This is a genomic window from Pantoea sp. FN0307, assembly GCF_050113815.1.
GTDB classification, from domain to species: Bacteria; Pseudomonadota; Gammaproteobacteria; order Enterobacterales; family Enterobacteriaceae; genus Mixta; species Mixta alhagi.
The window spans coordinates 469396-492185 of the sequence record NZ_JBNJSO010000002.1; the positions used below are offsets into that span (position 1 = coordinate 469396).

General features: G+C 53.3%; 20 protein-coding genes. 14 read left to right on the top strand and 6 right to left on the bottom strand.

The window, feature by feature from the left end:
* The first annotated feature begins 104 nt into the window (after positions 1-104).
* Complete coding sequence (gene gcvP, locus ACQE3Z_RS09795) at positions 105-2978, top strand: aminomethyl-transferring glycine dehydrogenase (RefSeq protein WP_426973605.1); 2874 nt, start codon at positions 105-107, stop codon at positions 2976-2978.
* A 49-nt stretch (positions 2979-3027) separates the two neighbouring features.
* Here the strand turns inward: gcvP and ACQE3Z_RS09800 are convergent, their stop codons facing one another.
* Both ACQE3Z_RS09800 and ACQE3Z_RS09805 read right to left on the bottom strand, forming a co-directional pair.
* Positions 3028-4464, bottom strand: coding sequence for a 6-phospho-beta-glucosidase (locus tag ACQE3Z_RS09800; protein WP_426973606.1), 1437 nt, complete (start codon positions 4462-4464; stop codon positions 3028-3030).
* A gap of 222 nt (positions 4465-4686) precedes the next feature.
* Positions 4687-5418 carry a MurR/RpiR family transcriptional regulator gene (locus ACQE3Z_RS09805; protein ID WP_250650807.1) on the bottom strand — a complete coding sequence of 244 codons (732 nt, stop codon included), beginning with the start codon at positions 5416-5418 and terminating at the stop codon, positions 4687-4689.
* A 216-nt stretch (positions 5419-5634) separates the two neighbouring features.
* Here ACQE3Z_RS09805 and trhA point away from each other — a divergent pair, with 216 nt between their 5' ends.
* Positions 5635-6288, top strand: a complete 654-nt coding sequence (gene trhA / locus ACQE3Z_RS09810) for a PAQR family membrane homeostasis protein TrhA (RefSeq protein ID WP_426973608.1) — start codon at positions 5635-5637, stop codon at positions 6286-6288.
* 54 nt (positions 6289-6342) lie between these two features.
* Here the strand turns inward: trhA and ygfZ are convergent, their stop codons facing one another.
* A complete protein-coding gene (gene ygfZ, locus ACQE3Z_RS09815) occupies positions 6343-7329 on the bottom strand; it encodes a tRNA-modifying protein YgfZ (RefSeq protein ID WP_426973610.1) in 987 nt (328 codons plus the stop codon).
* 225 nt (positions 7330-7554) lie between these two features.
* Here ygfZ and sdhE point away from each other — a divergent pair, with 225 nt between their 5' ends.
* Positions 7555-7833: an FAD assembly factor SdhE gene (gene sdhE / locus ACQE3Z_RS09820; RefSeq protein WP_085070265.1), complete on the top strand. Its 279-nt coding sequence runs from the start codon at positions 7555-7557 to the stop codon at positions 7831-7833.
* Entirely contained in the window at positions 7817-8212 is a 396-nt protein-coding gene (locus ACQE3Z_RS09825; RefSeq protein WP_426973612.1) for a protein YgfX, read from the top strand. Before sdhE ends, ACQE3Z_RS09825 begins: the two co-directional genes overlap by 17 nt.
* 52 nt (positions 8213-8264) lie before the next feature.
* On the opposite strand, the gene fldB is transcribed toward ACQE3Z_RS09825, so the two are convergent.
* Complete coding sequence (gene fldB / locus ACQE3Z_RS09830; RefSeq protein ID WP_085072289.1) at positions 8265-8783, bottom strand: flavodoxin FldB; 519 nt, start codon at positions 8781-8783, stop codon at positions 8265-8267.
* Positions 8784-8891: 108 nt separating this feature from the next.
* On the opposite strand from fldB, the gene xerD reads away from it, so the two are divergent.
* From xerD to ACQE3Z_RS09865, 7 genes are all read left to right on the top strand, one after another.
* Positions 8892-9785, top strand: coding sequence for a site-specific tyrosine recombinase XerD (xerD, locus tag ACQE3Z_RS09835; protein ID WP_426973615.1), 894 nt, complete (start codon positions 8892-8894; stop codon positions 9783-9785).
* Positions 9786-9810: 25 nt separating this feature from the next.
* A complete protein-coding gene (gene dsbC / locus ACQE3Z_RS09840) occupies positions 9811-10515 on the top strand; it encodes a bifunctional protein-disulfide isomerase/oxidoreductase DsbC (protein ID WP_250650803.1) in 705 nt (234 codons plus the stop codon).
* Between the two features lie 6 nt (positions 10516-10521).
* Complete coding sequence (gene recJ / locus ACQE3Z_RS09845) at positions 10522-12252, top strand: single-stranded-DNA-specific exonuclease RecJ (protein WP_426973616.1); 1731 nt, start codon at positions 10522-10524, stop codon at positions 12250-12252.
* 234 nt (positions 12253-12486) lie between these two features.
* Positions 12487-12870: an MchS3 family protein gene (gene mchS3, locus ACQE3Z_RS09850; protein ID WP_426973617.1), complete on the top strand. Its 384-nt coding sequence runs from the start codon at positions 12487-12489 to the stop codon at positions 12868-12870.
* A gap of 600 nt (positions 12871-13470) precedes the next feature.
* A protein-coding gene (gene prfB, locus ACQE3Z_RS09855) for a peptide chain release factor 2 (RefSeq protein ID WP_250652765.1) occupies positions 13471-14569 on the top strand; the annotation gives its coding sequence in 2 pieces (ribosomal slippage) (positions 13471-13545 and positions 13547-14569; 1098 coding nt in all).
* Positions 14570-14571: 2 nt separating this feature from the next.
* On the top strand, positions 14572-16092 hold the full coding sequence (lysS, locus tag ACQE3Z_RS09860) for a lysine--tRNA ligase (RefSeq protein WP_426973618.1): 1521 nt from the start codon (positions 14572-14574) through the stop codon (positions 16090-16092).
* Positions 16093-16232: 140 nt separating this feature from the next.
* Positions 16233-16736 (top strand): cupin domain-containing protein, encoded by a 504-nt coding sequence (locus tag ACQE3Z_RS09865; protein ID WP_426973620.1) that lies wholly within the window; start codon positions 16233-16235, stop codon positions 16734-16736.
* A gap of 22 nt (positions 16737-16758) precedes the next feature.
* Here the strand turns inward: ACQE3Z_RS09865 and ACQE3Z_RS09870 are convergent, their stop codons facing one another.
* A complete protein-coding gene (locus tag ACQE3Z_RS09870) occupies positions 16759-17385 on the bottom strand; it encodes a serine protease (RefSeq protein WP_426973622.1) in 627 nt (208 codons plus the stop codon).
* Between the two features lie 407 nt (positions 17386-17792).
* Between ACQE3Z_RS09870 and ACQE3Z_RS09875 the strand changes: the two genes are divergently transcribed.
* Positions 17793-18956 (top strand): MFS transporter, encoded by a 1164-nt coding sequence (locus ACQE3Z_RS09875; RefSeq protein ID WP_426973623.1) that lies wholly within the window; start codon positions 17793-17795, stop codon positions 18954-18956.
* 290 nt (positions 18957-19246) lie between these two features.
* Positions 19247-20458 carry a flagellin lysine-N-methylase gene (gene fliB, locus ACQE3Z_RS09880; protein ID WP_426973624.1) on the top strand — a complete coding sequence of 404 codons (1212 nt, stop codon included), beginning with the start codon at positions 19247-19249 and terminating at the stop codon, positions 20456-20458.
* A gap of 13 nt (positions 20459-20471) precedes the next feature.
* Here fliB and ACQE3Z_RS09885 read toward each other — a convergent pair whose 3' ends face one another.
* Entirely contained in the window at positions 20472-21392 is a 921-nt protein-coding gene (locus ACQE3Z_RS09885) for a LysR family transcriptional regulator (protein WP_426973626.1), read from the bottom strand.
* A 112-nt stretch (positions 21393-21504) separates the two neighbouring features.
* On the opposite strand from ACQE3Z_RS09885, the gene lysA reads away from it, so the two are divergent.
* A complete protein-coding gene (gene lysA / locus ACQE3Z_RS09890) occupies positions 21505-22755 on the top strand; it encodes a diaminopimelate decarboxylase (protein ID WP_426973627.1) in 1251 nt (416 codons plus the stop codon).
* Positions 22756-22790: the final 35 nt, after the last annotated feature.

Below are 22790 nucleotides of genomic sequence, written 5' to 3' on the forward strand. Positions count from 1 at the left end.
CAGCAGGCTGTCAGCGGATAATGCGCTGACCTCCAGGTTTTAGCGGTCGCTGCGGCTGGCCGCTTATGTTGATAGCGGTAGCCGCCCCTCAGGATTGACGATTCATGACTCAGACACTCAGCCAGCTTGAACATACTGGCGCCTTTATCGAACGCCATATCGGTCCCTCTGCCTCACAGCAGGAAAGCATGCTACAGGCCATCGGTGCCCCTTCGATCAGTGAGCTTATCGGCAGTATTGTTCCTGTTGATATTCAGTTGCCAGGCCCGCCCGCTATTGGCGATGCGCTCACGGAACATCAGGCGCTGGCGGAGCTAAAAGCGATCGCCAGTCGTAACCAGCGCTGCAAAACCTATATCGGCATGGGCTATACACCGGTGCTGACGCCGCCGGTTATTCTGCGCAACATGCTGGAAAACCCAGGCTGGTACACCGCCTATACCCCTTATCAACCGGAAGTCTCCCAGGGGCGTCTGGAGGCGTTACTGAACTTCCAGCAGCTGACGCTGGATTTAACCGGGATGGATATCGCTTCCGCCTCGTTACTGGATGAAGCCACCGCTGCCGCAGAAGCGATGGCGATGGCAAAGCGCGTCAGCAAGCTTAAAAATGCCAACAAATTCTTTATTGCTGATGATATCCATCCGCAAACGCTGGACGTAGTAAAAACGCGCGCAGAGACGTTCGGCTTTGAAATCCTGGTGGATAAGGCGGAGCGCGCGCTGGATCATGAGGCGCTGTTTGGCGTGCTGTTGCAGCAAACCGGCACCACTGGCGAAGCGCACGACTATAGCGCGCTGATCGGCGAATTAAAGGCCCGTAAAGTGGTGGTGAGCGTGGCGGCTGACTTTATGGCGCTGGTATTGCTGGAAGCGCCGGGTAAGCAGGGCGCGGACATCGTTTTTGGATCTGCCCAGCGTTTCGGCGTGCCGATGGGCTACGGCGGCCCACATGCAGCTTTCTTTGCCGCACGCGATGAATTTAAACGGTCAATGCCGGGGCGTATTATCGGCGTATCGCGCGATACCGCTGGCAACACCGCGTTACGCATGGCGATGCAAACGCGTGAACAGCATATCCGCCGTGAAAAGGCGAACTCTAATATCTGTACCTCACAGGTTCTGCTGGCCAATATCGCCGGTTTTTATGCCGTGTTCCATGGCCCGCAGGGGTTAAAGCGTATCGCCAGCCGCATCCATCGCCTGACGGATATTCTGGCGGCCGGGCTGCAAAAAGGCGGCCTGACGCTGCGTCATCATAGCTGGTTCGATACTCTTACCGTGGAGGTCGCGGACAAGGCGGCGGTGCTGGCGCGCGCGCTCAGCTTTGGCGTTAATCTGCGTACCGATATTTATCAGGCGGTGGGCATTACGCTGGATGAAACCACCAGCCGTGAAGATATCGCCACGCTGTTTGCTATTCTGCTGGGCGATGAGCACGGACTGGATATTGATGCGCTGGATGCCGCCGTTGCCGCCGACAGCGGTTCTATTCCGCCTGCGCTGCAGCGCCAGCAACCGATTCTGACCCATCCGGTATTTAATCGTTATCACAGCGAAACCGAGATGATGCGTTATATGCACAGCCTGGAGAAAAAGGATCTGGCGCTGAATCAGGCGATGATCCCGCTCGGCTCCTGCACCATGAAGCTGAACGCCGCCGCTGAAATGATCCCGATCACCTGGCCAGAATTCGCCGAGCTGCACCCATTCTGCCCGGCGGAGCAGGCTGCGGGCTATCTGCAAATGATCGGCCAGCTCTCGCAGTGGCTGGTGCAGTTGACCGGCTATGATGCGCTGTGTATGCAGCCCAACTCTGGCGCGCAGGGTGAATATGCTGGCCTGCTCGCGATTCGCCGTTACCATGAAAGCCGTAATGAAGGCGAACGTCATATCTGTCTGATCCCCAGCTCAGCACACGGCACCAACCCGGCTTCGGCGCAGATGGCGGGCATGACGGTGGTGGTGGTGGCCTGCGATAAACAGGGCAATATTGACCTGCATGATTTGCGTCAGAAAGCAGAGCAGGCAGGCAGCGCGCTCTCCTGTATTATGGTGACCTATCCCTCCACGCACGGCGTATACGAAGAGACTATCCGCGAGGTTTGTCAGATCGTTCATCAGTATGGCGGCCAGGTCTACCTTGACGGCGCGAACATGAACGCGCAGGTCGGGATCACCACGCCGGGCTATATTGGCGCAGACGTTTCTCACCTGAACCTGCATAAAACCTTCTGTATCCCGCACGGCGGCGGCGGCCCGGGAATGGGGCCAATCGGCGTGAAAGCGCATCTGGCACCGTTTGTGCCGGGTCATAGCGTGGTGCAGATTGATGATATGCTCACGCAGCAGGGCGCAGTATCCGCCGCGCCGTTTGGCAGCGCGTCGATTCTGCCAATTAGCTGGATGTATATTCGCATGATGGGCGCAGAGGGGCTGAAGCAGGCCAGCTCGGTCGCTATCCTCAATGCCAACTATATCGCCAGCCGTCTGCAGTCGGCGTATCCGGTGCTTTATACCGGTCGCGATAACCGCGTAGCGCATGAATGCATTCTGGATATTCGTCCGTTAAAAGAGCAGACCGGCATCAGCGAGCTGGATATCGCCAAGCGTCTGATTGATTACGGCTTCCATGCGCCAACAATGTCATTCCCGGTTGCCGGTACGCTGATGGTTGAGCCAACTGAATCAGAAGGAAAAGCTGAACTGGATCGCTTTATCGATGCGATGCTGGCGATTCGTATGGAGATCGATCGCGTGGCGGACGGCGAGTGGCCGCTGGAAGATAACCCGCTGGTTAATGCGCCGCACACGCAGCAGGAAATGGTGGGCGAATGGACACATCCTTACAGCCGTGAGCTGGCAGTGTTCCCGGCAGGCAGCGCTAATAAATACTGGCCGACGGTGAAGCGCCTGGATGACGTATTTGGCGACCGCAATCTGTTCTGTTCTTGCGTGCCGCTTAGCGATTACCAGTAAGCCTGTTTAAGTGATAAAAAAGGCCGGACTTGTTCCGGCCTTCTTGTTGTTAAAGCTGCTCGCCGTTGCTGGCAATCACCTGCTGATACCAGGCGAAGCTCTTTTTCTTTGAACGTGCCATGGTGCCGGTGCCGTCATCGTTTTTATCCACATGGATAAAGCCGTAGCGCTTGTTGTACTGACCGGTGGTGAACGAGACGCAGTCAATGCAGCCCCACGGCGTATAGCCCATCAGATCGACGCCATCTTCCAGCACCGCTTTTTTCATCTGCTCAATATGCGCGCTCAGGTAATCGATGCGGTAGTCATCTTCAATAAAGCCGTTGGCATTCGGTTTATCAATAGCGCCGAAGCCGTTTTCCACGATAAACAGCGGCTTTTGATAGCGCTCATACAGGATATTCAGCGAATAGCGCAGGCCGACCGGATCGATCTGCCAGCCCCAGTCGGAGGCCTTGACGTGCGGATTCGGCACGCTGCCTTCGAAACCGGTAATCGAGTCACCTTCGCCTTTGGTATTCGCCTGCACCGCATTGCTCATGTAATAGCTGAAGCCGATATAGTCACAGCAGCCGTTGCGCAGGATCTCTTCATCTCCGGCTTCCATTTCAATGTGGTAACCTTTGCGCGCCCATTCATGCAGCGTATAAGCAGGATAATAGCCACGCATCTGTACATCGCTGAAGACATAGCGGCGGTGCATCGCTTCCTGAGCAAACATCACATCATCCGGATGGCAGGAGAAAGGATAAACCGGCACCATGGCGATCATACAGCCAATCTGGAAATCGGGATTGATGCGATGACCCAGCTCTACCACTTTGGCGCTGGCAACAAACTGATGGTGCATCACCTGATACATCGCCTGTTCCGGTTTTTCATGATCGGTGAAGACCACGCCTGAGCAGCAATAGCCGAACAGCGGATAGTTCCAGGTGCGCTGGTTATTGATTTCGTTAAAGGTCATCCAGTATTTCACTTTGTGCTGATAGCGGTTCATGACCACTTCGCTAAAGCGCACAAAGAAATCGACCACTTTACGGTTCAGCCAGCCGCCATACTGTTTCACCAGATGCCACGGCATCTCAAAGTGTGACAGGGTGATCACCGGTTCGATACCATGCTTCAGCAGCTCATCGAACAGGTCGTCGTAAAATTGCAGCCCCGCTTCGTTCGGCTCCCGTTCATCGCCATTGGGAAAAATGCGCGTCCAGGCGATAGAGGTACGGAAGCATTTAAACCCCATCTCTGCAAAAAGCGCGATATCTTCTTTGTAGCGATGATAAAAATCTACCGCTTCATGGTTTGGATAGTTATAGCCGGGCTGTACGCCATCGGTCATCACGCGATCGACGCCGTGTGAGCCGCCGGAGAGCACGTCACAGATGCTGATACCTTTACCGCCCTGATCCCAGCCACCTTCAACCTGATGCGCGGCAACGGCGCCGCCCCAGAGAAAATCCTTCGGTAATTGCTGCTTTGTCATAAAGAGATCCTTACTGTTGCAGTAAAAAAGGGTCTGGCTTACACAGCACCCAGTGATATTACGCGGCGGCAGGAAAATATTAGTGCAGCCGTTATCAAGGGCGCAGGGAAATATAACGGTTTGATTGCAAACGTTGACCGGAGTGTAGCAAAGCGCGGAAGAATGTCACGTTATAACGAAACGTGACAAACGTGATTTGTTACCTGAGAAAAACAGCCTGTTTTATTTCGCCTGACGGCTGGCGAGTTTACGCCCAATCGTCTCGATAATATACATAACGGGCACCTGACTGGTAATATCAAAGCCGCCATTCATGCGTATTAATGGCATATGACAGGAGATATTAAAATCGGCCAGCTTAGCCAGCGAGCTGGTTTCGCTATTGGTAATGGTGATGATTTTACAGCGGTGCAGGCTGAACTGGCTCGCCAGCCTGAGGATCTCCTCGGTTTCCCCCGATATGGAAAGAATAATCGCCAGGGCATCTTTATACATATCGTTACTAACCGGATAATAGGGGTCATCAATATAATTGCTGAACTTACCGACATTAGAGAAAAAGCGTGCACCATATTTCCCTAAAGTTCCGGAGGTACCCGCGCCAACAAAAATAATACGCTGCGCCGCCAGAATATGATCCACCGCCTGGCTAATTAAATTTTCGAATTCATCGTTATTAATACTTTTAAAAAAGCTGACGATTTCATTAACGCCATAATTAACAGGGCGCTGCTGCTCCTGTTCCAGATATAATTTAAAACGAATACGAAACTCGGAATAACCGTCACACTGCATTTTTCGACAGAAGCGTAATACCGAGGTGGTAGAGACGCCAGCGGCATCCGCCAGTTCGCGAATGGTCATATACATCACCTTGTCACCGCTTTTGATCACGGTGTTGTATACCATCATCTCTGTGTCATTGAGCGTTGAAATTATACTGTGAGTAAACATGCTATATCCGCCAGTGATTCCCGCGCCATACCTTACCAGATTTTGCCTTAATCACCGACGGGCGCTTACAGGTTATAGCATGAGATAAATTTAATAAGCGTACACGTGTACACTGAAATGATAGTTAGCTAGTCTGTGTGAATAAAGCTGAACAGGGGAGACAATAACGATTCCCTTTGTATGCACAAAATATCAGCGGGATGGAGGGAGTAAGACATGGTGAATAAGAGCGGATTGTCGCCGGGATACTCGTTGGCGGAGGAAATTGCCAACAGTATCAGTCACGGCATTGGCTGTATTTTTGGTATCGTCGGGCTGATCCTGCTGCTAAGTCAGGCGCTGGAGGCGAACGCAGACGCGATAGCTATCACCAGCTACAGTGTGTACGGTGGCAGTATGATTTTGCTGTTTCTGGCCTCGACGCTATACCACGCGGTTCCCTGGCCACGCGCGAAATTTTGGTTAAAAAAGCTGGATCACTGCGCCATCTATCTGCTGATTGCCGGCACCTATACGCCCTTTTTGCTGGTGGGGCTGAAGTCTCCTCTGGCGCATAGTTTGATGGTGGTTATCTGGAGCATGGCGCTGGCGGGAATTATTTTTAAGCTGGTTTTTATCCATCGCTTTAAGGTGCTGTCGCTGGTCACCTATCTACTGATGGGCTGGCTGTCGGTTATCGTTATCTATCAGTTGGCGATGAAGCTGGCGCCCGGCGGCGTCTGGCTATTGGCGGCGGGCGGCATCACCTATACGCTGGGGGTGATCTTTTATGTGGCTGATCGCATTCCTTACAATCATGCAATCTGGCATGGCTTTGTATTGGGCGGCAGCATCTGTCACTTTTTAGCCATCTATCTTTACGTGCTGTAAACGAACAGGCATAAAAAAGGCGGCTGCATAGCCGCCTTTTACCTGCTGTTTCAGTCAGGCTTCCGCCAGCGAATAGGGCAGCGGCTGAATGGCCAGCTGGCCGCCGTCATCGCCCTGCACACGCAGTACGCTATCTGCTTCCAGGTCGTTATTCAGTACCGCCTGAACCCAAACATCGCCTGACTCCAATTGCACCGCTGCCAGAATAGTGCCGGTGCGCCGCCAGTTTTCACCCATTCTGAGTTCCAGCGCATCGCCAGCCTCAGGCACGCGTCCCGCTTTACCTGCCAGCCAGTAAAGGGCACGCTTGTTGGCGCCGCGGAATTTGGCGCGCGCCACCATCTCCTGACCGGTATAGCAGCCTTTCTTGAAGCTGATCGCCTCCAGCGCCTGTAAATTAACGGCCTGAGGGATTAGCTGCGCGCTGTTTTTTTCATCCAGTACCGGCAGGCCCGCTTCAATATCCAGCGCCAGCCACTGCTGGCTGTCGTTCAGCTGCGCTTCGCCTTCCAGCGCCTGTTTCAGCTCGCTGGCTTTTTCCACGGTGGTCACCAACAGAAAACGCTCAGCTGGAGTACTAAACCACAACAGTGTGGAATCACCATCCTGAATCACCGGCGTTTGTGCATCCGGCAAAGCGGCAAAACGGTTAGTCAGCGCGGCTCTGGCCTGAAAGCCAGCAACGCCAAGCAGCACCGCGTTGTCGTCGGCAGCGATGGTGACTTTAGAAAACACGGCGTATTTTTTTAGTTCGGTGATCTGTGTATCACGCAGGCCGCGACGCACCAGATAGGCGTAACCTTCGCCACGGTGAAACAGGCGCAGGTTGCTCCACATTTTGCCTTTGGCATCGCAGTGCGCGCAGGGCAGATGCTTTTCAGCGGGCAGAGCGGCGACATCCAGCGTCACCTGACCTTGTAAATAGGTGGTGCTGTCAGCGCCCTGAGCGACAACCAGCGCCCAGTCTTCCAGTGAAATCAATGTCAGCGGCAGACGGGATGAAGCAACCGGCTGGCGCGGTGGAAAAGTAAAGTCAGGCATAGCGAAATCCTGAAGAGTCAGTGAATACCAAAAGTGACTTCATATTAAAAGAGCAAGAGGGCTTTGCAACCTGTTTCCGGAAACAGACGCACAAATCGCTTGATAACCCTGTAACTTGCGCGTGCGCTATGCGGCACTCTACGCAGGAGAGGAATTTGCCTGTAACAGGCCGGAAAAAAAGCGCTACACTAGCCAGCATATTTAAGCTAACCGATGACAGAACACATGGATATTAACGATAAATCCCGTATTCACTGGGCGTGCCGCCGTGGCATGCTGGAGTTGGACATCGCCATCATGCCTTTCTTTAAATATGAGTATGATTCGTTAAGCGATGACGATAAGGCGCTGTTTATCCGTCTGTTGAAAAGCGACGATCCGGATCTGTTTAACTGGCTGATGAACCACGGCGAACCGGCGGACGCCGAGCTAAAACGCATGGTGCAGCTGATCCAGACTCGTAACCAGCAGCGTGGCCCGGAACGTGGTGCGGTGGCAATCTGAACTGACGCCGTCGGCATTAGCCCGGTGCGTTACCCTGGCGCTTTATTTGTCGATCGCCGCCGGACTGCTGCTGTTGCCCTGGCCGACGCGGCTGATCCCCATTGTTGTCGGTCTGCTGCTGTTATTAATCATTGAGTTACGGTATCGCCTGCATTTACAGCAGCGCTGGCGCGGCGTATTAACCACGGATGAAAACCGCTGCTGGTGCTGGCAGCAGCAGCGTGGTTGGGTAACGCGTCCGCCTTTTGTGCTGCCGTTTGGCGTTATCCTCTCGCTGCGTACGCAACAGGGGAAACGTTTTTCACTGTGGCTGATGCGGGACAGCATGAGCGAAACCAGCTGGCGAGCGCTGCGGCGTCTGACAAAAGGTTATTATTGACCGATGAATCCCGGGCAATATGCACCCGGGATAGCCTGAGCAGTAGAGCAGGTTAGAGTAATGCAGCGGTTTCCGTCAGGATCTGTTCACACCACTGCGCGATGCGTTCATCGCTTTCTTCAAACTGATTCACATCATCCAGCGCCAGACCAACAAACTGTTTGCCGTCGGCGGTAAGGGGTTTCGGACTGGTAAATTCATAACCTTCGATTGGCCAGTAGCCGACAAACTGTACGCCCATCGGTGCCAGCAGCTCATGCAGCATGCCCAGCGCGTCAAGAAACCATTCTCCATAGCCCAACTGATCGCCCATGCCATACAGCGCTACCACCTTACCGCGCAGGTTAAGCGCCGCAATCTCCTGCCATTTTGCCTCCCAGTCCTCCTGCAGCTCCCCAAAATCCCAGGTTGGAATGCCAAGGATCAGCATATCGTACTGCTCCATTAGTGCCGGAGAATCATCCTTCAGGTTATGCAGCGTCACCAGCTCCTCGCCGATAAAATCACGAATTTTCTCGGCGGCCATTTCGGTATAACAGGTGCTGGAACCGTAAAAAAGGCCAATCTTCATACGGAACATCTACTCATAAATAGCTTCAGATGGGCGCAATTGTATCAGAAGGCCGCCGCTTTCAGGCATAATGCGGAGAAATTCACACGTTTGCGCAAAGAGGCAAGAGTGCAGGATAACGATCTTATTGAACAGTTTCTGGATGCGCTGTGGATCGAACGCAATCTGGCGCAAAACACCCTGGCTTCGTATCGTCAGGATCTGCAATCGTTAATCGGTTGGCTGAAACACCATGAGCGAACGCTGCTTCAGGCAGAGGCGGCAGATCTACAGGCTTTTCTTGCCGATCGCGTGGAGGGCGGTTATAAAGCCACCAGCTCGGCGCGCCTGCTAAGCGCTATGCGTCGTCTGTTTCAATATCTGTATCGCGAAAAGCTACGGACTGATGATCCCAGCGCGTTGCTTTCTTCGCCGAAACTGCCGCAGCGTCTGCCGAAAGATCTTTCGGAAGCGCAGGTCGAACGTTTACTACAGGCACCCAGCGTTGAGCAGCCGATTGAGCTGCGTGATAAGGCGATGCTGGAACTGCTGTATGCCACCGGGTTACGTGTTTCCGAACTGGTAGGATTAACGGTCAGCGACGTTAGTCTGCGTCAGGGCGTGGTTCGCGTCATCGGCAAGGGTAATAAAGAGCGGCTGGTGCCGCTGGGGGAAGAGGCGATACACTGGCTGGAGCAATATCTGGAATATGGCCGCCCCTGGCTGCTGAATGGGCAGGTCATCGACGTGCTGTTTCCCAGCAATCGTGCGCAGCAGATGACGCGTCAAACGTTCTGGCACCGAATTAAGCATTACGCCACGGTGGCAGGCATCGACAGCGAAAAACTTTCGCCACATGTGCTGCGCCATGCGTTTGCCACGCATTTGCTGAACCACGGCGCGGATTTACGTGTCGTACAGATGTTGCTGGGACACAGCGACCTCTCCACCACACAGATTTATACGCATGTCGCCACTGAGCGTCTGCGTCAGTTACATCAACAGCATCATCCGCGCGCCTGAGGCCGTGGAACAATAAGGGAACAGGATGAAAAAAACATTTGCTATCGTCGCCTTGCTGGCTGCCGCTGTTACCGGTGTCGCGCAGGCCGACGACGCTACGATTCAGCAATCACTACGCAAACTGGGACTGCAACAGACTGAAATCCAACCTTCTCCGCTGCCAGGCATGAAGACCGTGCTCTCGGAAAGCGGCGTGCTGTATGTCACCGAAGATGGAAAGCATTTTATTCAGGGTCCGCTGTATGACGTCAGCGGCGCGCATCCGGTGAATGTCACCAATCAGCTGCTGCAGAAAAAGGTTGATGCGTTAAGTAAAGAGATGATCGTTTACAAAGCGCCAAAAGAGCAGCATGTGATTACTGTTTTCACTGATATTACCTGTGGCTACTGCCGTAAGCTGCATCAGGAAATGGCGGATTACAACGCGCTGGGCATCACCGTACGCTATCTGGCTTTCCCGCGTGAAGGGATGAATGGTCAGGTAGCGAAAGAGATGAAATCTATCTGGTGCGCGGCCGATCGCAACAAGGCATTTGATGCGGCGATGAAAGGCGACGAAGTTTCCCCTGGCGACTGCAAAATCAATCTCGATCAGCATTATCAGCTGGGCATTCTCTATGGTATTCAGGGCACGCCAGCCATCCTGCTGGAAAACGGCATGATGATCCCAGGCTATCAGGGCCCGAAAGAGATGAAACAGCTTCTTGATAAACAAAAAAGCGGTAGCTAATCAGCAGTGAATAAACCCACGCAACTCCGCCGTCGTGAGGCGGCAAACAATGCGGCGCTGCCAGCGGATCTTCATCCGCTGCTGCGCCGTCTCTATGCCCAGCGAGGCGTAATCGATGAGCGCGCCCTGGAGCGCGGCGCGAAGTTTCTGCATCCGTGGCAGGGCTTAAGCGGTATGGATCGGGCGGTTGCCTTGCTGCATCAGGCGCTGCGCGATGAGAAACAGATTATGATCGTCGGTGATTTTGATGCCGACGGCGCGACCAGCACCGCGCTGACCGTGCTGGCACTACGCAGCATGGGCGGCCGGAATGTGCAATATCTGGTGCCTAACCGCTTTGATGATGGCTATGGCCTGAGCCCGGAAGTGGTGGAGCAGGCGGCAGCGCGCGGCGCGGAGTTAATTCTGACGGTCGATAACGGTATTTCCTCACATGCGGGCGTGACCTGCGCGCATCAGAAAGGGATCCCGGTGCTGGTCACCGATCACCATCTGCCGGGCGAGACGCTGCCAGCGGCAGAAGCGATCGTTAATCCTAACCTGACCGACAGTACTTTTCCTTCAAAGGCGCTAGCCGGAGTTGGCGTCGCGTTTTATTTAATGCTGGCGCTGCGGGCGCATTTGCGTGAGCAGGGCTGGTTCGACAATGGGCTGAGCATTCCTAATCTGGCGGAGCTGCTGGATTTGGTGGCGTTAGGCACGGTAGCGGACGTGGTGCCGCTGGATGCCAATAACCGCATTCTGGTCTGGCAGGGCATGAGCCGCATCCGTGCGGGCAAGTGTCGTCCGGGGATCCGTGCGCTGCTGGAAATCGCCAATCGTGATGCGCGTCAGCTGGCCGCCAGCGATCTGGGCTTTGCGCTGGGGCCGCGTTTGAATGCGGCGGGCCGTCTGGATGATATGTCGGTCGGCGTGGCGCTGTTGCTGACGGAAGATTTAGCGCAGGCGCGGATGCTGGCCAGCGAACTGGACGCTTTAAACCAAACGCGTAAAGAGATTGAGCAGGGGATGCAGGCTGAAGCGTTGACGCTCTGTAATCAGCTGGAGCGCAGTAGCGAGGCGTTGCCTTTAGGGCTGGCATTTTATCATCCTGAATGGCACCAGGGCGTGGTTGGCATTCTGGCTTCGCGCCTGAAAGAGCGCTTTCATCGTCCGGTAATCGCCTTTGCGCCAGCGGGCGACGGCACTCTGAAAGGCTCTGGTCGCTCAATCGCCGGGTTGCATTTGCGAGATGCGCTGGAGCGGTTGGATACGCTGCATCCCGGTTTGATTCTGAAGTTCGGCGGCCATGCGATGGCTGCCGGGCTATCGCTGGAAGAGTCGAAGTTCGAGCAGTTCAGCGCACTGTTTAGCGAGCTGGTGGGCGACTGGCTGGATGCAGAAGCCTTGCAGGGCGTGATCTGGTCCGATGGCGAGCTGATGGCGCAAGAGCTGACCTTACCCACCGCAGAGATGCTGCGTGATGCCGGTCCCTGGGGACAGGCGTTTCCGGAGCCGGTGTTCGATGGCAAATTCAAGCTGTTACAGCAGCGGCTGGTAGGCGAACGTCATCTGAAGGTAATGATTGAGCCGTTAGGCGGTGGCCCGTTACTGGACGGTATCGCGTTTAACGTGGATACGCGCCTGTGGCCTGACGCCAGCGTGCGGCACGTAGAGCTGGCCTATAAGCTGGATGTGAACGAGTTTCGCGGCAACCGCAGCGTACAACTGTTAATCGAGCATATCTGGCCGTTATAAGCATAAGCTGGCATGAGGGAGCTATCTCTTCTGCCAGCGCTTTTCTTTCACTCTAATTTATTATTCGCTCATTTATTACCATCATATAATTCAAAAAACCAAGATTATTATTAATCTGTTTACATTGATACCTTTAATGATTGATTGCGGTTAATTCATTACATTGTGATCCCTGTCAATTTAATGGGATCAGGTTTTTATTACTTTGCTGCTTGAAAACAGAGACAGGTGACAATGTTTAAATTTATTTCTTTGCTATTGTTTAGCGTATCATTATCTCTTCATGCTATGAGCATTGAAGATGAGCTGGCACAGATAAAATATTTCTCTATAGGCTATAACGGATTTGTGCCTAAAAAATCAGAAGGTGAACGGCTTTATGAAAAAATAATGTCCTCAACACACAGGGAAGATATTTTTTTAAGAGTGATACATTCAGAAAAAGCCACAAAAGAAAGTAAGCTTTATGCCGCATGTGGATTATGGCTTATTAACAAAAAGAGACTTGGCGAGATTAACCCAGCACAAGGCTATGTCACCATACTTCAGGGGGATATTTTGCAAAAAAGAAAGTTTGGAGAAATCTTCTCCATAATAAAGAGGAAAGGGTGTTATTGATAAAGAAAAATGAGTGTTATTATAAGAAAGCTATTGCATGTCGAAACCCAAAAAATATCTGGTGCGATGAACCTTAATGGCTTACGTCCATCAAATAATATCTTTGACGGTAGGGGAAAAGATATGGGGGGGGGATAGATGCAAATAATAAATGCTGGAAACCAGGTACACCAACCTGGATTATGTATCCACAAGGGAATTACCCGCGTTTTTGAATGATTTTTTTCTGCTCCATAATGACTTACGGCTCTCATTTGAGAGCCTTGTTGTTATCGCATTAACGCTGAACTCAGGGAAGCGACAGGCGGGCCGTGGAGTAAAGCCTCCGCGTCAGGGATGACGCGGCGGAGTCTCCAGGGATGGATTCACGACGTCTTTATGGAACGGCCCGCCTGTTGCTGACGCCCCCGGTCTGAATACCAGCGTCGATCCGCCGCGACAACCCCGAACCGCATCCCAACGCCGCTCCGCCGCCGCGCTTTCCTCCCAAACATCAGCCCCGTTCGCCGCGACATTGCCGTACAAAACTACAATCTCACTGCCTTTTCGGTTAAACTCCCCTGTTATATCTCATGTCACTTCTTAAAAGATCCTAAAGCCATGTTTGAAATCAATCCGGTGAAAAATCGTATCCAGGACCTCACTGAGCGCAGCGACGTTCTTAGGGGGTATCTTTGACTACGATGCCAAGAAAGAACGCCTCGAAGAAGTAAACGCTGAACTCGAACAACCCAACGTCTGGAATGAACCTGAGCGCGCCCAGGCGCTGGGTAAAGAACGCTCCACGCTGGAAGCCATCGTCGACACCCTTGACCAAATGACCCAGGGCCTGGAAGACGTGGCTGGCCTGCTGGAACTGGCGGTTGAAGCGGACGATGAAGAAACCTTCAACGAAGCCGTCGCCGAGCTGGACATCCTGGAGAAAAAACTGGGCGAACTGGAATTCCGCCGCATGTTCTCCGGAGAATATGACAGCGCCGACTGCTACATCGATCTCCAGGCGGGATCCGGCGGTACGGAGGCTCAGGACTGGGCCAGCATGCTACTGCGTATGTACCTGCGCTGGGCAGAAGATAAAGGCTTCAAAACCGAAGTCATCGAAGTCTCCGACGGTGAAGTCGCGGGCATCAAATCCGCCACTATCCGTATCGCCGGTGAATATGCCTTTGGCTGGCTGCGTACAGAAACTGGCGTCCATCGCCTGGTGCGTAAAAGCCCGTTCGACTCCGGCGGTCGTCGTCATACTTCCTTCAGCTCCGCCTTCGTCTACCCGGAAGTGGATGACGATATCGATATCGAAATCAACCCGGCGGACCTGCGTATCGACGTCTATCGCGCATCCGGCGCGGGCGGCCAGCACGTTAACCGTACGGAATCAGCGGTGCGTATTACCCACATTCCAACCGGCACCGTCACCCAATGTCAGAACGATCGCTCTCAGCATAAAAACAAAGACCAGGCCATGAAGCAGATGAAAGCCAAGCTTTATGAACTGGAAATGCAAAAGAAAAATGCCGAGAAACAGGCGCTGGAAGACAACAAATCTGATATCGGCTGGGGCAGCCAAATTCGCTCCTACGTGCTGGATGATTCACGTATCAAAGATCTGCGCACCGGCGTAGAAACCCGTAACACCCAGGCTGTGCTGGATGGCGATCTGGATCGTTTCATTGAAGCAAGTTTGAAAGCAGGACTCTAAATATGTCTGAACAACAATCACAAGGCGCTGATGATGCGCTGGAACTTAACAACGAACTGAAAGCGCGCCGTGAAAAACTCAGCGCGCTGCGTGAACAGGGCGTGGCGTTCCCGAACGACTTCCGCCGCGACAGCGTCTCTGACCAGCTGCACGCTCAGTACGATGATAAAGAAAACGAAGAGCTGGAAGCGCTGAATATTGAAGTCAGCGTGGCGGGTCGTATGATGACGCGCCGCATCATGGGTAAAGCGTCATTTGTTACGCTGCAGGACGTTGGCGGACGTATTCAGCTTTACGTCGCGCGCGATGACCTGGCGGAAGGCCTCTATAACGAACAGTTTAAAAAGTGGGACCTGGGCGACATCCTTGGCGCGCGCGGCAAACTGTTTAAAACCAAAACCGGCGAGCTTTCTATCCATTGCACCGAACTGCGCCTGTTGACTAAAGCGCTGCGTCCGCTGCCGGATAAATTCCACGGCCTGGCCGATCAGGAAACCCGCTATCGTCAGCGCTATCTGGATCTGATCGCCAACGAAGAGTCGCGTAAAACCTTCCAAATTCGCTCGCAGATCATGGCCGGCATCCGCCAGTTCATGGTTGGCCGTGACTTTATGGAAGTGGAAACGCCGATGATGCAGGTGATCCCTGGCGGTGCTTCTGCACGTCCGTTCATCACGCATCACAACGCGCTTGATATCGACATGTACCTGCGTATCGCGCCGGAACTCTACCTGAAACGCCTGGTTGTAGGCGGTTTTGATCGGGTATTTGAAATCAACCGTAACTTCCGTAATGAAGGTATCTCGCCGCGCCATAACCCTGAGTTCACCATGATGGAACTCTATATGGCCTACGCCGATTACAAAGATCTGATCGAGCTGACCGAAAGCCTGTTCCGCACGCTGGCGCAGGATGTATTGGGCACCACTGAAGTGCCATACGGCGACCAGACGTTTGATTTTGGCAAGCCGTTTGCCAAACTGACGATGAAAGAAGCGATTCAGAAATATCGTCCGGAAACCAACCTCGCCGATCTGGAAGACTTTGATAAAGCGGTGGCGATTGCGCGCTCGCTGGGTATCAAAGTAGAAAAAAGCTGGGGCCTGGGCCGCGTCGTTACCGAGATCTTTGAAGAGACGGCGGAAAGTCATCTGATCCAGCCGACCTTTATCACTGAATATCCGGCAGAAGTTTCTCCGCTGGCTCGTCGTAACGACACCAACCCGGAAATCACCGATCGTTTTGAATTCTTTATCGGCGGACGTGAAATCGGCAACGGCTTCTCCGAGCTGAACGATGCTGAAGATCAGGCTGATCGTTTCCGTCAGCAGGTGGAAGCGAAAGATGCCGGTGATGATGAAGCCATGTTCTTCGATGAAGATTACGTCACCGCGCTGGAGCATGGCCTGCCGCCGACCGCTGGTCTCGGCATCGGTATCGACCGTCTGGTAATGCTGTTCACCAACAGCCACACCATTCGTGACGTTATCCTGTTCCCGGCGCTGCGTCCGTCTGCGAAGTAATTCAGGTCATCCTGCTAAAAGGGACGCTCAGGCGTCCCTTTTTATTTTGATTCCCACCCAGCGGCTTCTGCTGCTCTCTCTTGAGATTCTCTTTTTCCTTTGCCATGCTCAAAAGATTCTTTCTGTAGGGAGTTGAAAGCATGCAGCTAAAAGCGCGTCCCGGCTTTATTCGTCACTGGCAAGAACTGGAAGCGCCTGATGAAGCGCATTACAGCGGCAGTAGTGAGCACATGGGCATCGGCGCGCCGCTGGGGCGGGCGCTGGGATTAACACGCATCGGCATCCATCACGAGCGCCTGTTGCCCGGGCGTCGCCTCTCTTATCCACATGCTGAAAGTGCGGAAGAGGAGTTCGTTTACGTGCTGGAAGGGCAGCCTGATGTCTGGATCAATGGCGAACTCTATTCCTTGCAGCCGGGCGATGCGGTGGCTTTTCCTGCAGGAACGGGGATTTGTCATACCTTTATTAATAACGGGACGGCGGAAGCCAGATTACTGGTGGTGGGCGAAGCGAACAAAGAGGAAAATCGCATCCATTATCCGCTGAACCCTGAGTATGAAGCGACCCGAAGCGATCGTTGGCGCGATCCGCCGTTGCAACCCCTGGGTGCGCATAACGGGCTGCCAGATAAGCCGCGAGAGTAGGGGGCCAGGCAGGCACCGGCGCTTACGATTTTGTCTCTGCCGTCAGCCAGTCCGAAAACTGTGAATAAGGCACATAAAGCGCGGTGTTCTTATACAGCGTTTTGCCGCTTTTCTTGTCGTTAATCTTTGCGCTGTAGCCGACTATTACCCCAGCCAGCGTATCGTCAGAAGCGTTATAAACCGCGCCGCCAGACATTCCCTGTACCACGCCTGCGTCTGCCGCGACCACCACACAGCCCTGCTTATTCCAGCTGTTTTTCAGGTTGCTATTCGCCAGGTTTTTACCGGATGAAGAGACCGGCATCGCAGTATAAAAACTGTAGCCGTAGAGATTTATCCGGTCGCCCATAAAGCCGTTACGAAAGCGTGGCGGCAGATTTTTCTCGTCATTCTTATGGTAAACGATCGCCAGATCGCACTCAGGATGCCAGGCCTTAACCTTGTATAAAGAGAACTTCGCGACGTGGGCGGCGGTCAGGCTATAGTCCGCAGTCAAAGGAATTGTGGTGCCCAGCGTGCCGAGACCCAGCACCGTGGGAATGCCGGTTACGGTCATATCAACGCGCTTTTGGGCCTCTTTACTGTATTCATAATGACCGACTGAACAACCGGTCAAACTTAAAACCAGCAGGGCAAAGCTCTTACGCATAACCACTCCACGATATAATCATTAAGCGCTGTTAATACCTTGTCAGGATATCGGCAGCCGCTGCGCTTTCTTTATTGCTTAATATATCGGCTAAAAATCACAATAACGTTACATTTCGCAGCATTGAAGGATAGTGAAGAGCAACTTTATCAAAATACCGCTGTTAATCGTTAAGTGTGCTTAAAGGAATCCTCTTAAAGACGATGTGCGCTGCGTAACTGTTCAGTGCAGGATTATTGCTCGTAGCGCAATAAACCCTTGCCGGTTTCGGGGTGTTTGTCACATTAGCGCTGTGCTTTAATAGCCGCGTGGCGCAATAAATAGATGCAGCATTACAACGCGTCATCCAATCCGCTGCCTGACAGCGGCCTGCCTGGAGTCTGCAATCATCGTTTCTGGAGAATGTTATGCCTGTTTCATTACTGGCGCTGGCGCTGAGTGCGTTTGCAATCGGCACCACTGAGTTCGTTATTATGGGGTTACTGCCGGAGGTGGCGGGCGATCTGCGCGTGTCGATCCCTTCCGCCGGCTGGCTGATCAGCGGCTATGCGCTGGGCGTCGCAATCGGCGCGCCGGTCATGGCGCTGCTGACCGCACGGTTACCGCGCAAGCGCACGCTGATCCTGCTGATGTCGATTTTTATTATCGGCAACATCCTGTGCGCACTGGCTTATAGCTATAACCTGTTGATGCTGGCACGTGTTGTTACCGCGCTGTGTCATGGTGCCTTTTTTGGTATCGGTTCGGTGGTGGCTGCCAGCCTGGTTGCGCCTAATCGTCAGGCTTCAGCGGTTGCGCTCATGTTCACCGGCCTGACGCTGGCTAACGTACTGGGCGTACCGCTCGGTACCTGGTTTGGTCAGCTGTTTGGCTGGCGCGCCACCTTCTGGGGCGTAGCGATAATTGGCGTACTGGCCTTTGTGGCTTTGATCGTTAGCCTGCCGACTAATAAAGATGAGAAGCCGGTGCATCTCGGCAGTGAAATCAGTGCGCTGGCGAATGGTAAGCTCTGGCTGTCGCTGCTGATGACGGTCTGCTTTGCGGCGGCAATGTTTGCTCTGTTTAGTTATATCGCACCGCTGCTGTTGCAGGTTACCGGCATCAGCAATCGCGGCGTGAGCTGGACGCTGTTCCTGATCGGCGCGGGTCTGACGGTAGGCAATATCATCGGCGGCAAGCTGGCGGACTGGAAAGTTTCTTTCAGCCTGATCCTGAGCTTTGCGCTGATTGCGCTTTTCTCGCTGGCCTTTAGCTGGACCAGTCATGGGCTGTGGCTGGCGGAAATCACCCTGTTCCTGTGGGCGATGGCAACATTTGCTACCGTGCCGGGGCTGCAGATTAACGTGGTGCGCCACGGTAAAGAGGCGCCGAACCTGGTTTCTACCCTGAACATTTCTGCGTTTAACGTAGGCAATGCGCTGGGTGCCTGGGTTGGTGGTGCGGTTATTGAAGGCGGCTACGGCCTGACTGCGGTACCGGTGGCAGCCGCCGTGCTGGCTGCAATCGGCCTGATTGTCTGCCTGATTACCTTCCGTCGCGCCAACGGTAAAGCGCAGCCGGTAAACGCGTAATTCAACTGAGCGTTAATGCGCTGGCGGCCTCGCGTCGTCAGCGCTGCCCGCCAGGCTACTTTCCTCCATGTTGTATCCCTTTCATTGCCTTATCCACGCTGTTTCCAGACATTCTTATAAAACCTAAATCATCAATCTGCTCGCCGGGAATTGTTTGGTTATCCATCGTATAACTCTCTCTGTTATCCGAACGTGTTATGCCTAATTGCGCGCTAAAGTGTGCGCTTATATCCCATTGGGTTATTAACACTTTATGTTACCTTAGCGGTTTTATATCAGGGTGTTAATCTATGAAAGTACGCAAAATCATCACCCCAAACTTTTATAAAAAGTTCAGATGCACGGGTCCGGAATGCTTAAATCACTGTTGCCATGGATGGATTATTTACATAGATAAAAAAACACATGATAACTATATTAATTCGCGCGATGAAGAAATAAGAAGCGTGGCGAAGAACGCCCTTGCGTTAACCCGGGCGGGAAGAAAGAAATATTCCATTATTAAGTTTAATGACGAGGGAACGTGTCCTTTTTTTACAGCCGACAAGTTATGTAGAGTGCACCAAAAGTTAGGGGGCGACGCGCTCTCTCCAACCTGTGCGATCTATCCAAGGACAGAGCGTATCTGGGGCGATCAGTTACGCCGTGGCCTGACGATGGCCTGTTCTGAAGTGGTGCGTCTGGTCTTATTTGCTGAAGACAGTATGCAACAGCACGAAGAAATCAACCTTCTTGCCTCAGCGGCTAAAAGTAAACTGCTTTATAAGGATAGCTTAGGGCAAGCCAATCAGCTTATTCACCTGTTTGCCTGGAACCTGATCGCGGCGCAAAGTAACGATATTGAGGCCAACTTATTCGCCCTGGCGCAGTTTGTTTTGTATCTACAGCGTATAAATTTTGATTTGTCGGGGCGGCTTGCTGAAGCTGAAGCGTTCTATGAAGAATTACTCGCGTCGCTACACAGCGGTCAACTGTCAGTCAATAACGAAGAACGAGAGCAGTCGGCCTTGTTGAAGCTTCGCGCAATTATGGCAATTTATAAAGATATAAATACTACCACGCGGAATTACTCTCTTCGCACTGATTATATTTCTATTGCGGAATATCTTGAGGAAGAAGTTTCTAATAAAGCTGATCTGAAAAATAAATTCGCTCATCTTAATCAGCAATGGCAGCAGCTTTGTGCCACATCATGTCTGAAAGATCCTTATGTGTTGCGCAATTATTTACTTTATCAGATCTATACCAGCTGGTTTCCCGGCAAAGATCTTTCGCTTATTATGCGGCTGTTTTACCGCATGGTGATGGACTATTTCTTCCTCAAAATTTCACTTGCGGTGAAGTCGCTGTATAAAGACATTAAACAGGAGGATGTGCTTACTCTGTTTGCCGACTATTACCAGTATGTCGGCCATTCTGCCCAAACAGCGGATAACCTCGATAAAGCCATTAACGAAATAAACGGCGGAGATGATCTCTCCTGCCTGTTGCTGTTAGGTTAACTGCGCCGACCGGTTAATCAAGCAGCGCGTCGAGCTTCACCTGAAACTGTGCGGTCTCATGCTGCAGATGCTGGCTAAAGGCGCTAACCAACGCCGACGCCGGACGATGCAGCGGGCGGATCAGGCTCACCGTAAAGGGCACTTCCACACTAAAACGTCTGATGGCAATGCCGCTGGCTGCATAATCAAGCGCCGTCAGCGGATTCACTACTGAAATGCCGATACCTGCCCGCACCATCGCACATACCGACGCCGCGCTGTGCGTTTCCATTACCATCCTGCGCTGTACGTTCTGTTCATGAAACAGCGCATCCAACAGCTGTCGATAGCTATCGCTGCGCGACAGGCTGATATAGCTTTCCCCGGCAAAGTCCTGTGGCGTAAGCTGCTTGCGCGAGGCTAACGGGTGATCGGCAGGCAAAACGCAAACCTCATTTAGCGTTAACAGCTCGATGCGCTCGGTGCCGGCGGGCGTAACATGGGTTTCGGTCAGGCCGAGATCGTGGCGCTGGGCTGACAGCCACTCCTCCAGCAATGGCGATTCCTGTGGGATAATATTCAAACTGAGGTCGGGATAGCGCTGTAAAAAAGGCTGGCAGAGTGGCGGCAGCAAAGACTGAGAGAAAACCGGCAGACAGGCGATAGAGAGTTCGCCCTGGCGAAACTGACGCAACCCTTCCGCTGCGCTGATAATGCGATCGAGACCGTACCAGGATCGTTGCACCTCTTCAAACAGGCGCAGGCCCTGCACGGTAGGCTGCAAACGACCACGTACGCGTTCGAACAGGCTCAGCCCGGTTAATTTTTCAAACCGAGCCAGCTCGCGGCTAACGGTTGGCTGAGAGGTATGCAGCAGTTCGGCAGCGGCAGTGAGATTGCCGCTGGTCATCACCGCGTGAAAAATCTCTATATGCCGATGGGTGATGTTAGCCATGATCTCTCCGGAAGCGAAAGCCATATCATATTTGCATAGACTCTGCAGAAACAGATATTTTTCTCTCTAGAAGGGCTATGGCGTAATAGAGAAAATTTCAAGGAGACGTATTATGCCGCGCCCGCTCAATCACGCTGACAGCGCCCTGAACGCCGCAAATCTGCTGCCGCTCACCGAACGCTATGATGGTCCATTTTGGGCTTATGACGCTAATATTATTCGCCAGCGCATCGCCCAGCTACAGCAGTTTGACGTGGTGCGTTTCGCTCAGAAAGCCTGCTCGAATATCCATATTCTGCGTCTGATGCGTGAAGCGGGCGTGAAGGTCGATTCCGTTTCTCTGGGCGAAATTGAGCGTGCGCTGGCGGCAGGCTATGTGGCGGGTGGCGATGAGATCGTGTTTACCGCTGACGTGCTGGATAAACCCACGCTGGCACGCATTGCCGAGCTGTGCATTCCGGTCAATGCCGGATCGGTGGACATGCTGCATCAGCTAGGCGAGCGCTCGCCGGGTCATCCGGTTTGGCTGCGGGTTAATCCGGGCTTTGGCCACGGACACAGTCAAAAAACCAATACTGGCGGCGAAAACAGCAAGCATGGTATCTGGCACAGCGACTTGCCGCAGGCGCTGGACGCTATTCAGCAGTACGATCTGCAACTGGCAGGCATTCATATGCATATCGGTTCCGGGGTGGACTATGGCCATCTGGAACAGGTATGCGATGCGATGGTAAGCCAGGTTATCGCGCTGGATCGGGATATCACGGCGATCTCTGCTGGCGGCGGGCTGTCGATCCCTTATCGTTACGGTGAAGAGGCGATCGATACGCAGCACTATTACAACCTGTGGCACAGCGCGCGCGAACGTATTGCGGCGCATCTGGGCCATGCGGTGAAATTAGAGATCGAGCCGGGACGTTTCCTGGTGGCCGAGGCAGGGGTTCTGGTTGCGCAGGTGCGGGCGGTGAAAGAGATGGGCAGCCGCCATTTTGTACTGGTGGATGCAGGCTTCAGCGATCTTATGCGTCCTTCGATGTACGGCAGTTACCATCATATTTCATTGCTTTCTGCTGACGGCGCTGCTGCACAAAGAGAGCAGCGTGAAACCGTGGTGGCGGGGCCGCTATGCGAATCGGGCGATGTCTTTACCCAGCTGGAAGGCGGCAAGGTTGAAACCCGCCTGCTTCCGGTAACGGCACCGGGCGATTATCTGGTGTTTCATGATACCGGCGCGTACGGCGCATCGATGTCTTCCAATTACAACAGCCGTCCGCTGATCCCGGAGGTGCTGTTTGATGGCGGCGAAGCGCGCGAAATCCGCCGTCGCCAGACCATCCAGGAGCTGCTGGCGCTGGAGCTATAAACAGAGGGCCGTTTCTGCTGCGCTAGCGGGAACGG